The following is a 14,493-nucleotide window of genomic DNA, read 5'->3' on the forward strand; positions in this document are numbered from 1 at the left end:
AATGTCAGCGGCGTCGTCGTCATCGCCGACGCAGGGGTCGGCGCCGTCCGGCAGCGACTACGCGTCCGCCGACGCGGCGAGCGGGTGGCAGCCGGCTCCCGGCGGTCCGCCGCCACCGCCTGCGGTGACCCTGCCGAAAGGCGGCGGAGCCGTCACCGACATCGGGGAGAAGTTCTCGGCCGGCGCCGCGACCGGGACCGGAACCCTGACCATCCCGGTGACGACCAGCTCGGGCCGGGCGGGTTCCGGGCCGTCGCTGAGCCTGTCCTACGACTCGGGCAGCGGCAACGGTCCGTTCGGGCTGGGCTGGACCGTGGCGCTGCCGGCGATCACCCGGAAGACTAACCGGGGACTTCCCCACTTCCAGGACGACCCGGACGAGGACACGTTCCTGTTGTCCGGCTCCGAAGACCTGGTGCCGATCCGGACCGAGCAGGACGGCACCTGGCGCCAGACGCCGACCCGCCGCTCCGAGGGCGGCCGGGACTACCTGGTCCAGGGCTACCGGCCCCGGATCGAAGGGCTGTTCTCGCGCATCGAGCGCTGGCGTGATCGGGCCACCGGCGAGACGCATTGGCGCACGATGTCCAGCGCCAACGTGACCACCTTCTACGGTGCTACCACGGAGAGCCGGATCTCCGACCCCGCCGATCCGTCCCGCGTGTTCAGCTGGCTGATCTGCGCGACCCACGACGACACCGGAAGCGTCTCCCGGTACGAGTACGGGACCGAGGACAGTGTCGGCGTCGACACCACGCTGCCGAGCGAGCAGAACCGCACCGAGCGTTCCCGATCGGCGAACCGGTATCTCAAGCGCATCCGCTACGGCAACACCGAGCCGTGGTGGCCGGATGTCGCAGCCCTGCGCGCCGACCACGACCGGCGCAGCGACTGGCTGTTCGAAGTGGTGTTCGACTACGGCGACCACCGCGCCGACAGCCCGATGCCGGCACCGGACCGGCCCTGGCCGGTCCGCCCCGACCCGTTCTCCAACAGCCGGGCGGGTTTCGAGGTCCGTACCTACCGCCGGTGTCACCGCGTGTTGATGTTCCACCACTTCCCCGACGAACCGGAAGTCGGCGCGGACTGCCTGGTCGCCTCCACCGACCTGGCCTACGCCGACACCGGCGGCAGCGGTATGACGACCATCGCGGCGGTCACGCACACCGGCTACCGGCGGCACGACGGCGGCTGTCTGTCCCGCTCACTGCCGCCGCTCGAACTCAGCTACAGCAGACCCGCGGTCGGGAGCGAAGTCCGTACGCTGAGTCCGCAGACGCTGGCCGAACTCCCCTTCGGCGTGGACGGCTCGGCCTATCAGTGGGTCGACCTCGACGGCGAGGGCCTGACAGGCGTCCTGGCCAAGCAGGGGAGCGCCTGGTACTACCGGCAAAATCTCGGTGAGGGCCGGTTCACGCCCTCCCGGCTGCTGGCCACGCAGCCCGCCTCGGTCGGGGCTGTCGGGGCGGAGGGTCAGGAGCGGCTGCTCGACCTGTCCGGGGACGGGCGTCTGGAGTTCACCGAGCTCGAGGGTCCGCTGGCCGGGTACTACGAGCGCGCTGGGGACGACGGCTGGCATCCGTTCCGTCCGTTCCCCTCCCACCCGAACATCGCCTGGGACGACCCCGACCTGCGCCTGGTCGACCTGGACGGCGACGGCCTCGCGGACGTGCTGATCACCGGGGACGGCGCGTTCACCTGGTACCCGTCACTGGGACTGGACGGCTTTGGGCCGGCGCGGCGGAGCTACAGCGCCGACCCGTGGAGCGAGGAGCGCGGGCCGCGTCTGGTGTTGTCCGACCCCGGGCAGAGCGTCTACCTCGGCGATATGACCGGCGACGGCCTTCCGGACCTGATCCGGGTCTGGGACGGCGAGGTCTGCTACTGGCCGAACACCGGCTACGGCCGGTTCGGCGCCAAGGTGACGATGGACGACAGTCCGCAGCTGGACCACCCGGGCTCCTTCGACCAACGCCGCGTCCGGCTCGCCGACGTCGACGGCACCGGCTGCACGGACCTGATCTATCTGGGCGTCGACGGCGTGCGGGTGTACCTCAACCGGTCGGGCAACGGCTACGGGCCGCCCCACCTGCTGCCGCAAGGCTTTCCCGGGCTGGACACGCTGGCCCACGTGACGGTCGTGGACCTGCTCGGCCACGGTACGGCGTGCCTGGTCTGGTCCTCGCCGCTGGCGGGCGAGGCCGGACGGCAGGTGCGGTACGTCGATCTGATGGCCGCCGGCAAGCCCTATCTGCTCACCGGCATCGTCAACAGCCTCGGCGCCGAGACCGTGGTCCGGTACAGCCCGTCCACGCAATTCTCGCTCGCCGACCAGGCAGCCGGCCGGCCCTGGCTCACCCGGCTGCCGTTCCCGGTCCACGTGGTGGAACGGGTCGAGACCATCGACCGGGTCAACCAGACCAGGTTCACCACGCGGCACGCCTACCACCAGGGCTACTTCGACGGGTTCGAGCGGGAGTTCCGCGGGTTCGGCATGCTCGAGCAGTGGGACACCGAAGAGCTGGCCGTGCTCGAGGCCGGTTCCGGAAGCTTCATGAACCAGGATTCTGCGACGGACCTGCCGCCGGTCCTCACCCGGACCTGGATGCACACCGGAGTGTTCCCCGACGACCACTGGATCAGCAGGCAGTACGCGCGGGACTACTGGCGCCAGCCCGGCGGCGGCGACCCGGACCTGCCGGACACCGCGCTGCCGACCACGCTCCGGCGGCCCGGGCACGCGCCGCGCCCGTGGCGGCTGTCGCGGACCGAGGCCAGGGAGGCGTGTCGGGCGCTGAAGGGCTTGCCGCTGCGGACAGAGGTGTACGCGCTCGACGGAAGCGAGGCGGAGCCGCGGCCGTACCAGGTGACGGAGCACAACTACACCATCGAACTGCTGCAACCGGCCATCGCCCCGGTTCCCGACGGCCCGCAGAACTACCATGCGGTGCTGCTCACCCATGCCCGGGAAAGCGTTACCGCGCAATACGAGCGCACTCTGTACCGCGTCGCGAACGGTGAACTGCGCGCCGATCCGCGGATCACGCACGACCTGGTGCTGGCGATCGACGACTTCGGCAATCCGCTGCGGAGCGCGACGGCGGCATACGGCCGGCTTCACCCCGATCCTTTGCTGACGGCCGCCGATCAGGCTGCACAGGCGCGGCAGCGCCTTGTCCACACTGACAGCGACTACACCAACGCGGTCGAGCTGCCGGACGCACACCGGACGCCGCAAGCAGCCTCGGTTCGCGCCTTCGAAGTGGTCGGGGCGCGTCCGGCGCGGCGGCTGTTCGGGTTCGAGGAGTTGCGGGACGCGCTGAACGCGATAGCGGTCGAGATTCCGTTCCAGGACTGGGATGCCGATCCGGCGATGCTGTCCGGTGCGCCGGTACGTCGGCTGACCGCTCACTCGGTCGTGTTGTACCGTCGCGACGACCTGTCCGGGCCTCTGCCGTTCGGCGTGCTGGAATCCCTGGCGCTGCCGTATCGCAGTCGGCATCAGGTTTTCACGGACAGCCTGGTCGAGGAGCTTTATGGCGGCGCCGTGGACGCCGCGATGCTGGAGCGGGCCGGATACCTGCGTGACAGCGGGAGTTGGTGGCTGCCGTCCGGGAAGGTGTTCTACTCCCCGGGGTCGGCCGACGGAGCGGCTGCCGAACTGGACTACGCGCGGCGGCACTTCTTCCTCCCGCGCCGCTACGCCGACGCGTTCGGCAATGTCACGAGCGTCGATTACGACCGGTACGACCTGCTGGTGCGGCAGACCAGGGATGCCCTCGGCAATCTCGTCACCGCGGGCGAACGCGACGAGGCCGACGAGATCACCGCCGACGGCAACGACTACCGGGTGCTCGCGCCGCGGCTGGTCAGCGATGCGAACCGCAACCGGGGCGCGGTGGCGTTCGACGTGCTCGGCCGGGTCGCCGGCACCGCCACGATGGGCAAGCCGGAGGAAGCGCTCGGCGACAGCCTGGACGGCTTCGAGGCCGACCCGTCGCCGGCGGTCGTCGAGGCCTACTTCGCCGACCCGTTCGCCCACGCGCACGCGCTGCTCGGTCGCGCGACCATGCGCGTGCTCTACGATCCGGACAGCTACCGCCGCAGCGGCGGGTACCAGCCTGCGCGGGTATCCCAGCTGGCCAGGGAAACGCATGTCAGCGATCTTGAGCCCGGGCAGCGGACCAGGCTCCAACCGCGCTTCAGCTACTCCGACGGGTTCGGCCGCGAGATTCAGCGCAAGGGGCAGGCCGCTCCCGGCCCGCTGTTCGCCGGTGGTCCAGAGCTTGAGCGCCGGTGGATCGCCAGCGGCTGGACCGTGTTCAACAACAAGGGCAAGGCGGTCCGTACCTACGAGCCGTTCTTCACGGCTACACCGGGGTTCGAGTTCGCGATCATGGTCGGGGTCAGCCCGGTGGTGTTCTACGATCCGGCCCAGCGGGTGGTGGCCACGATCACCCCGGACGGAGGGTATGGCAAGACCACCTTCGATCCCTGGCATAACGATGTCCACGACACGTCCGACACCGTGTTGCTCGATCCGCGTGAGGATCCTGATATCGCCCCCTTCGTGGGCCGCTATTTGGCAGGGCTCAGTGAGCAGCCCGGCGGCTGGGCGACGTGGTACGCGCGTCGCGTCGGCGGGGACCTCGGCCGAGCCGCGCAGCGGGCTGCTGAGCAGACGGCTCGGCATGCCGCCGGCACTCCGACGCGGAGCTGGTTCGACGCGCTCGGGCGGACGTTCCTGGTCGTCGAGCACAACCGAGTGTCCGCGGCGGGGCAGGACGAGCTGGTCGATCAGTACTGCCGGACGCTTGGCCTGCTCGACATCCAAGGCAACCAGCACGAGGTGCGTGATGCGCTCGATCGGGCGGCCATGCGCTACAGCTATGCGATGATCGGCGGCGCGATCGCCAGTGCGGGTATGGACATCGGCGGGGGCCGGAAACTGCCGGACGTGCTCGGCAAGCCTGTCTACGCTCGCGACTCCCGGGACTTCGAGGTGCGTAGCGAGTATGACGTGCTGCATCGGCCCGTACGCCAATATGTGGCAGGGCCGGATATCGAAGGCAGGGCACTGACGAAGGTCACCGAGTACGGCGAGTCTCTCGGCGATGCGCAGGCGCGCAATCTGCGGGGCCGGGCGGCCCGGTTGCACGACGGAGTCGGCATCACGGTCACCACTGGCTATGACTTCAAGGCGAACGTGCTCGGCTCGACCCGACAGCTCGCGCAGCCCTATGCGGGTATCGCCCTGGACTGGTCGGCGGACGTGCCGATGGAGCCGCGCTCATATGCCTCTTCCTCTGGTTACGACGCGCTGAACCGGCCGATCAGCCTAAGGACGCCGGACGACAGTGTTCAGCTGCCCGCTTACGATGCCGCCGGGCGGCTGGAGAGCCTTGCCGCGCGGCTGCGCGGGAGCGTCACAGGGACCACGTTCGCTGCGAAGATCGAGTACAACGCGCGCGGTCAGCGCACGCTGGTACGTCATGGCAACGGGACGTCGACTGCTTATTCGTACGATCCGCAGACGTTCCGCCTGGTCCGGCTGGTCACGCTGCGCGGGCGTCGGCGCTTGCAGGACCTGCGGTACACGTACGACCCGGCCGGCAATCCGACGCAGATCAGCGATCGTGCACAGCAGGACACGTTCTTCCGCAACCAGGTGGTCAGCCCGACGTCGCGGTACGTCTATGACGCGCTGTACCGGCTCGTCGAGGCGTCCGGCCGGGAGCATCTGGGACAGACCGCGATGCCTGCGCGGGCGGTGCCGTCGGGCGCGACCGGGATTCCGGCCGCCGAGCAGCCGGGCGACGGGTCCGCGATGGCTCGGTATACCGAGCGGTACACGTATGACGAGGTGGGCAACCCGCTGCTCGTCAGGCACCGCTCGTCCGATCGGGCGCGCGGCAGTTGGCGCAGGACGTACGAGTACGACGAGCCGAGCCTGCTGGAGCCCGGCCGGTCGGGCAACCGGCTCTCCGGCACCGGCACCGGCCCCGGACGGTCGGAGGTTCCGGTGCCCCGGCTCGGCTATGACGAGCAGGGCAACACGACGTCCATGCCGGAGCTGCCGGTCATGCGGTGGGACTACGCGGACCGGCTGCACGCCACGTCCCGCCATGGTGACGCGGCGGTCGGCCACGACCGGACCTACTACGGCTATGACGCGACGGGCCAGCGGGTTCGCAAGGTGACCGAGCGGCGCGCGGGGGACAGGAAGCACGAGCGGCTGTACTTGGGCGGCTTTGAGATCCTGCGTGAATACGGCCCGGACGGCGCGCTGACCCTGGAGCGTGAGACTCTGCACGTCTTCGACGACAAGCAGCGCCTGGCGCTGGTCGAGACGCGGACGGTCGGGACCGATCCCGGGCCGTCCGAGCTGATCCGATTCCAGCTCGCGGACCACCAGGACTCCTCGGTGCTGGAGCTGGACGAGGGCGGCCAGGTGATCAGCTATGAGGAGTACCACCCTTATGGCACGACGGCGTACCAAGCCGTCCGCACCGGAGTGGAAACGCCTAAGCGTTACCGGTACACGGGACAGGAACGCGATACGGAGACAGGGCTCTACTACAACGCGGCGCGCTACTACGTACCCTGGCTCGCCCGCTGGCTCAGCCCGGACCCCGCCGGACTGACGGACGGGCCGAACCTGTACCGGTTCGTCCGGGACAATCCGGTGCGCTGGACCGACGCCTCCGGCCGGGATCCGGATGACGACCAGGTCTGTTCCTGTTCCAGCAGCCAGGCGTCGGGCGGGGAGGATCTGAACTACACGCCCGCGGGCAATGTGGAGGGAGCCGGCGAGCTCAACTACACGCCCGCGGACACGAGCTCGTCGTCGGACACGCTGAACTACACGCCGGCGAACACCAGCTCGGCCTCGGACGAGCTGAACTACACGCCGGCGAACACGAGCTCCGCCTCGGATGCCTTGAACTACACGCCGGCCAGCTCCAGCTCCAGTTCATCTGGTTCCAGCTCCAGCTCCAGTTCTGGTTCCAGCTCCAGCGTCAGCACGAGCACCCCGGTCATGGCCGCCGGCGTCTTCCTCCCCTCCGGGGGCTACAAGTACGCCTCCAGCGTGGCGAACTGGCTGCGCAGGCAGGCCTCGAAGACGTTCGGCGAAGAACTGGTGGAATCGATGGAGTCGGGCATCCACTCCCCGCAGGTGGAGGAGTTCATCGACCGCTACGGCCTCGACACGGCGCAGGACCTCGCGGAGGGCTACGCCGAGACCGGCAAGTTCGTGACCCTGGAGGAAGAGGAGGAAGGCCTGGAGTCCGCCTGGGAGGTCACCCACGGCGAGTCGATGTCCAGCACCCCCCAGGCCGCGACGGAGTCCGGCAACCTCGGCCTGATGAGCGAGGTCGACCACGCGGCGGGCGACCACGTGAACGACTTCACCAAGAACCCCGCCGAGTTCCGCAACCCGGACTACAACGTCAACGCCGAAGCCCAGACAGAACTCGGCGAAGGCCAACTCGAAATCGTCACCGACGACGAAGGCCTCGGCATGACCGGCGAGGACACCTCCAAAGCGATCGACTACCTCGGCGAATCCTCCTCCGAGGTGACGACGACAGAGGAGATCTTCGAGGGAACCGAGACAATCGTGGAGGTCGCCGAGGTGGGCGAGGGCCTCGAACTCACGGACCTGCTGGTGCTGCTCCTGTTCCTGTAGCGCCGGCGCGACGGGGTCGGCGGAGCACCTGCCGGCCCCGCGCGGCCGCCACCGATGGGGGGCGTCCCGGGTTGGGGTGGCGTGGGGGTGTTGGTGCGGTCGGCTAGTGGTTTTAGGAGCTTATTACTGCTTCGCGCATGGTTTGCGGGATCCGCCGGGTGGCGCGGTCGTGGGGTGGTGGGCGGCGTTGCGTTGGCTGCTGATGGTCTGGGTAGGTGGTGGGGTTTACTGCGACAGTCAAGGGCGCCTCCGGCGGCGCCTCCGGCGGCGCCTGCGCGGCGAGCGGCCTCGCTCCGGGGAGTGGGGGTCGCGCTGCTAGGCGGCGGACGCTGCTTGTGGTTGCGTTTGTCCCGGATTCCCCGTCGCATCGGCGCCTGACGGAAGCAGACCGGTCCGGTGGTATCAAGTCGGATCGCCCAGCTGTTGGTCCAGTATCAGCGACTTGACACCACCGGCCCGGCCTGCTTGGCTTCGCCCGCCGAAGCGACGGGGAATCCGGGACAACCCCACCTGTGGTGTGGACGGGTCCACTCGGTGACGCACACGCTGCGGTGGTGACTGGCGAGCTGGTAGTGCGGGATCCCTTCCCACAGGTGGGGTTGTCCCGGATCCCTCGTCGCTGTCGGCGGGCTCTGCCAATCATTCCGGACTGGCGGTGTCAAGTCGGACGAAACCGGACCACAGCAGCGTGTGATCCGACTTGATACCGCCAGGCCGGGATGATTCCGTTTACGGCGACGACAGCGACGAGGGATCCGGGACAGAGGCGACCAACACTCAGACCGCCACCCACGCGGGGTCTGGTGATCCCTCCGAGACGAGGCCGCTCGCCGCGCAGGCGCCGCCGGAGGCGCTTGTAAGCCCTTGACCTTTGCTCCTGCCTGTCGTCCTTGATCTTGAACTTGATCTTGAACTTGATTGTGGCAGTAGAACCGACCACCTGCCCACACCACCGCCGCCCCGCGAAACCAGCGGCGCCACCGAACCGCGCCACCAACGGATCCCGCAAACCATGCGCGAAGCCGTAAAACGCCCCTAAAACCCACCAGCCGACCGCACCAACACCCCCGCGCCACCCCCACACCGGCCCACACGCAAGTCAGAGGTGCCACCGATGGCAGTGCCGGCCGGGTCGGCCGAATATCACAGAGTCCTGACAAACCTCCACTCCCGCTCTAGGCTGCTCCGAGCATGCACTGGGCAACCTGCTTTGGGGGAAAGCGTGGGGGAACTGACGGTCAAAGCGTGGAAGCGTTACGGCAAGGATCGCCTGTACGTCACCTACACCGCCACTGGCGGCAACGTCGGCTACTACGATCGGCAGACCAGCGCGCTGCACGTTGAAGACCCGGCCATGCGATACCCGGCACTGGAGGCGCTGGCGCCGTTCGTCGGCGGCGATATCAGTGCCTTGGCCCATGTCGTCGATGCGACTCCGCCCGCGCCCGGCAGGGATCTGACGAACAACGTCGCCGGGAACGCTGTCCGGGAGCGGGCCGCGGAGCTCTCGCCGGGACGCTTCCAGCGCATCGCGGCGAAGCTCCTCGGCCTTCGGACGGATGCGACGTCCTGGGAAGTGGGTGCGGCTGGTGAACGTCGCGTCGGCAGCCGCCTTGATCGGCTTGAGGCTCGTGGTTGGAACGTCCTGCACTCCATACCGCTCAAGAGCGGCGCGGATATCGATCACCTCGTCGTCGGACCCGGCGGGGTGTTCACGATCAACACGAAGCATCACCCCGGCGCGCGGGTCACGGCGAATGGCGACTTCGTGCGCGTCAACGGTCAGCTCAACCACTACGTCCGGAACAGCAGGCATGAAGCCTCGGCTGCTGCTAAGCGTTTGTCCTCAGCATGCCGTCTGCCTGTCGGAGTCGCCGGCGTTCTTGCCTTCGTCGGCGTCCAGTCGCTGACCGTGAAAGAACCGCCTGCGGACGTGCTCGTCGTCCCGGGAGAGCGCCTGGAGCGTGTGTTTCTCGCGGCTCCGCAGACGCTCAGCCCCTACATGCAGCAACGGATCTACGCCGTTGCGCGGCGTGGTGAGCTGTGGCTTGCCTAGCAGGCGGCGTCGCCATCACCCCCTGCGCGGCGGCCGGACGCTGGCTCGGACAATGGCCTTGGCGCGGGTCGGTCGGTGAGTGCCACCTCCGGTGCTACGCAGGTGGTGATCAACCTGGGCAGCTGATCGAGTAGTGAAGCGATAAGGCGCGGTCGCCGCGGTGTGAAGCCGCGGCGACCGCATCGCGAGGCCTACGACAGAATGATCACCATGGCGATCCGGGGCGTGCTGTTCGATATCGACGGAACCTTGTACGCGTTCGAGGAGGCAGAGCAAGCCGGCCTGCACGAACACCTGGTGGCCGAGGGGCTCGCGGAGAGGTTCGCGTCGCCGGCTGAAGCCCTGCGATTGTGGCGGGACCTCAAGGAAGACGAATACGACCGGTTCCTGCGCGGCGAGGTGACATTCACCGGCCAGAAGGCCATGCGGACCCGGCGCTTCCTCGCGGCGGCCGGCGTGGCCGACGCAGCAGCGCTGACCGACGAGGCGGCCGCGGCGTGGTTCACGAGCTACGCGGCGCGGAAGAACCGGACCCGGCTGGCGTACGACGATGCCGCACCGGCGCTGGACGCATTGACGGGCCGCTACCGGCTCGGTGTGGTGTCGAACTCGGCACTGGCGCACCAGCGCACGAAACTGGAGGCGATCGGGCTGCTCGGCTACTTCACCGAGCCGCTGATCTGCTCCCAGGAGCACGGCGTCGCCAAACCGGCGGCGAGTATCTTCCTGGCCGGCTGCCAGGCGCTGGGCCTGGACCCCGTCGAGGTGGCTTATGTCGGTGACAACTATGAGACCGACGCTGTCGGGGCGCGCGATGCCGGGTTGCAGGCCATCTGGCTGGACCGCTCGGCCGGTGCCGGTGCTGATTCCGGTGTCCCCGACACGGGTATCAGGGTTATCACCTCGTTGGCTAAGCTGAAGAGTCTTCCGGATTTCTAAGCCTCCGACTGAAACCCGAGCCGCTGCGACAACTCCACCGCCGCCTGCCACGTATTCGCCGTCCAGGACGGCGACCTGGTGCCCTGATGCGGCGGATCGAGGTGCCGACGCTGCTGATCGCGAGCACCGTCGGGCAGGAGGTACCGCCGGAGGTGTCGCTGTACCTCCGTTCGGCCGTTCCCCGTGCCCGCCTGGCGGAGATCCCGGGGGCGGACCACTTCGTGTTCGCCTTCCGGCCCGGGCTCGTCGATCTGCTCGTCGAGAGTTTCGTGATGACGTCAGGCCTCTCAGAGGACTGATTCGGCACTGTCAACACGACGGCACGCGGATGTCAAGGGCGCATATCAGGATCCTCCTTCACCTTCGCGCGCCGGGCCGCCGGCGGGCTATCCCGCGTCCGGTCCTACCCAGAGCTCTGATTCCCTAACGCGGCAACGGCGAACGCGGTCCCGCGTTAGGTGAATCGGGGGACACGGGCCGCGCTTGAGCAGGTCCGGCCCCCGGGGGCGTGCGCCCCCTGGCGAACGCCGGACGCGTATCGCGCCACCTGCTGCGATGACATGTGACGATCCGGTAGGGGGAGCGCGGCCGGCCATGGCGAATCAGAGCTTTGGTTCTCTGGTGACTCCGGGGGGTTGCCTTGGCGTGACCTATCGTGAAGACTGTGCCGCATTGGACGTGGGAAAGTGCCCGATTCGGGCAGCGTCCTGCCCGTGGCATCAGTTGTGCGTCGTCTGCGGCTCCGGCCGCGCAGGACGGATCGCCGAGAGGAATGCCTATGTCGGATCGGTCTGCCAAGCGGACCCGAACATGGAACCAAGGCCGAGAGCAATCCAGGCCGAGAACGAGGCCCGACTGCGGGAGTCCATCCCCTTACAGTATACGGATTTTTACTTCGCTGTACACCGTCGTTGTGAAACTCGGCTGACAAGCGATTGTCCATATCCGATCACCCTGTGTCGGTGGTCGGCTGCGGATGTTTGTCGCCGTGCCCGGCCGCCCGGCCGGGGCATCCCGGGGTAGTTCGCGGCTGTTCCGCCGCGCGCTGCCGCGTGTCCGTCATCCCCGTCTGGGCTTTGCCATGCCCGCGTGCCGTGACCCGAGGAGCGAATGTGACTGCCCAACCAGTGCACGTTCCAACGATCCCGTTGGAGGAGATACCCGAGCGTTGGCGCACCCTGCGCGCGTCCGGGCCGGTGTGCCACGACGAGGCTCTGGGTGTCTGGCGTGTTTCGGACTACGACACCGCGGCCGCCGTGCTGGCCGACCCGAAGACCTTCTCCTCGGACCTGTCCTCCCTGGCCCCCACCCAGGAGGACTTCGAGACTTTCACGCAGGGCAACTTCGTCGGCATGGACCCGCCGGAGCATCGCAGGCTCCGCACCCTGGTGAGCCAGGCGTTCACGCCGCGGGTCGTGGAAGGGCTCGCGCCGCGTATCCAGGCGCTGGTCGCGCAGCTGCTGGACGCGGTCGCCGACCAGGACCGGTTCGACCTGGTGGAGTCGCTGGCCTATCCGCTGCCCATCATCGTCGTCGCCGAGCTGCTCGGGATCCCCGCCGAGGAACACCTGCTGTTCCAGGAGTGGGCCAGCGTCCTGTTCAGCGGCGACCAGCTCGGTGAGGCGCCGGACGCCGCCGACATCGAGCGGGCCCTGGAGGCGATCGCCCCCACGGTCCGGGAGATGAACGGCTACATGCTGGAGCACATCGGCAACCGCCGTGCCCATCCCGGGGACGACCTGACCAGCCGGCTGATCGCCGCCGAGGTGGACGGCGTCGGGCTGCGGGACCAGCAGATGGTCGGGTTCGTCGCGCTGCTGCTGGTCGCCGGGCACGTCACGACGACCGCGCTGCTGGGCAACGCGATCGTGACCTTCGACCGGAACCCCGGGACGAACGAGGCGCTGCGCGCCGATCCGGGCCTGCTGCCCGGCGCGATCGAGGAGGTGCTGCGCTGGCTTCCGCCGTTCCCCGAGCTGGGGCGCCGCGTCGCCCGGCCGGTGGTGCTCGGCGGTCACGAACTGCCGGCGGACACCATGGTCATGACCCACCTGGGGGCCGCCAACCGCGATCCGTCGCGCTTCGGCACGCCGGACGTGTTCGACGTGACCCGCAACCCCAACCCGCACCTGACCTTCGGCCACGGGATCCACTTCTGCTTCGGCGCGCCGCTGGCCCGGCTGGAGGCGCGGATCGCCCTGCGCGCGCTCCAGGAGCGTTTCAGGATCCTGACGATCCCGTCCTACGAGGACGTCACTTATCAGAACCCTGCTGTTCTGCTGGGTGTGCGCCGGCTGCCGGTCGAGGTCGCAAGGATGTAGCCGCAGTACCACCGCGTCCGTGCCGCGCTCGCCGGCGGCCGGCGCCGAACCCGCGCATGAGAACCAGTCAACTGATACCCATGTCAACGGGAGTGCTTTCCTCATGAACCCCACACACACGCCGTTCCTGCTGCGCCGGGAACTGCAGCACAGTCTGGACACCCTCGCGAGCACCCACAAGGTGCCCGGTGCCCAACTGGTGGTCGACACCGGCTCGGAGATCGTCGCCGTGCACACCGGTACTGCTGATGTCGCCACGGGCACCCCCCTCACCGCGGACACCGCGGTCCCTCTGGGATCGCTGACCAAACCGTGTACCGCCGCGCTCGTGCTGCTCCTGGCCGACGACGGCGACCTGGATCTGGACGATCCGGCTGCCGAGTACCTCCCGGAGCTCCGGGACGTCCCCACGGTGACGATCCGCCAGCTCCTGAGCCATACCGGCGGTCTGCCGACCGGACCGGACTCCGACACCGCCGGACGTACCACCGCGGCCCACTACCTGGCCTCTGTGTGCACCGCGCGCGACCTGCTGTTCGCGCCCGGCACCGACTTCTCCTACTCCAACGCGGGATATGTCGCCGCCGGGCGGATCGCCGAGACGGTGACCGGTATGCCATGGCACGAAGCCGTCGGTGCGCTACTCCTCGAACCTATGGGCATAATGCCTGCGTTCCTGGGCGTGCCAGCCGGGCGTCCGGTGGCCGCCGGGCACGGCTTCAACGTCGCGACAGGCCAAACGCGTCCGGTTCAACAGAATCTGGCCCCGCTGGAGGCTCCGGCCGGCGCGCTGCTCGCGAGCGCCATCGACCTCGGCGTTCTGGGTCGTGCTGTAGCTGGGCAAAGCCTATGCCTGCCCTCTGCGATCGTCAAGCATATGAGCGGCGCCGAACCGGGCGCCGAAGCCGGCGCGCTCGCGGACGGCTGGGGGCTGGGCCTGGCCCTGTTCGAGCAGGGCGACCAGACCTGGTGCGGCCACGACGGCAACGCTCAGGGCACCTCGTGCCACCTGCGCGTGGAGCCGGACAGCGGAGTGGTGGTCGCCTTCACCGGCAACGCCGGCGCCGGCACGGCGCTGTGGCGGGACCTGGCCGAGGACCTCGAGCGAATAGCCGGGATGGCGGTGCCGGCCGGCATGGAGCCGGTGAACGCGAGCGACCCCGTGGCGCTGCCCGACTGTGCGGGCACTTACGCCAACGGCAGCACCCGATACGACATCGCACTCCAGCCCGGCGGCTCCCCGACGCTGTCCATCGACGGCGACCTCGAGCTGCCGCTGGTGTGTTACGCCGACCTGACCTGCGATCTGGTCGATCCGGCCACCGGCCGCCGCCAGCCCGGCGGGCGGTTCCACCGGGACCCGGACAGCGGGGTCATCGACAGGGTGCAGATATCGGGGCGGACCGCGCGCCGCACCAGTTCCGGCTGAGCCGCAGCTCGGCTCGAGACCCGCACCGCTACTCGAGTTCGCACCGCAGCACCTGCTC

At 68.8% G+C, this 14,493-nt stretch carries 6 protein-coding genes; all 6 read left to right on the forward strand.

Features of this window, described 5'->3' with window-relative positions:
* The first annotated feature begins 1 nt into the window (after position 1).
* The 6 genes from ABIA35_RS31670 (at position 2) to ABIA35_RS31695 (ending at position 14,435) form a co-directional block, all read left to right on the forward strand.
* Positions 2 to 7,690, forward strand: a complete 7,689-nt coding sequence (locus ABIA35_RS31670; protein WP_370360322.1) for a SpvB/TcaC N-terminal domain-containing protein — start codon at positions 2 to 4, stop codon at positions 7,688 to 7,690.
* Between the two features lie 1,222 nt (positions 7,691 to 8,912).
* Complete coding sequence (locus tag ABIA35_RS31675) at positions 8,913 to 9,746, forward strand: nuclease-related domain-containing protein (RefSeq protein ID WP_370360324.1); 834 nt, start codon at positions 8,913 to 8,915, stop codon at positions 9,744 to 9,746.
* Positions 9,747 to 9,956: 210 nt separating this feature from the next.
* On the forward strand, positions 9,957 to 10,685 hold the full coding sequence (locus ABIA35_RS31680) for an HAD family hydrolase (protein WP_370360325.1): 729 nt from the start codon (positions 9,957 to 9,959) through the stop codon (positions 10,683 to 10,685).
* An 86-nt stretch (positions 10,686 to 10,771) separates the two neighbouring features.
* Positions 10,772 to 10,984, forward strand: coding sequence for an alpha/beta fold hydrolase (locus tag ABIA35_RS31685; protein WP_370360326.1), 213 nt, complete (start codon positions 10,772 to 10,774; stop codon positions 10,982 to 10,984).
* Positions 10,985 to 11,797: 813 nt separating this feature from the next.
* Entirely contained in the window at positions 11,798 to 13,006 is a 1,209-nt protein-coding gene (locus tag ABIA35_RS31690; protein ID WP_370360327.1) for a cytochrome P450, read from the forward strand.
* A 103-nt stretch (positions 13,007 to 13,109) separates the two neighbouring features.
* A complete protein-coding gene (locus ABIA35_RS31695; RefSeq protein WP_370360328.1) occupies positions 13,110 to 14,435 on the forward strand; it encodes a serine hydrolase domain-containing protein in 1,326 nt (441 codons plus the stop codon).
* The last annotated feature ends 58 nt before the right edge of the window (positions 14,436 to 14,493 follow it).

Source organism: Catenulispora sp. MAP12-49 (assembly GCF_041262705.1).
GTDB lineage: Bacteria > Actinomycetota > Actinomycetes > Streptomycetales > Catenulisporaceae > Catenulispora.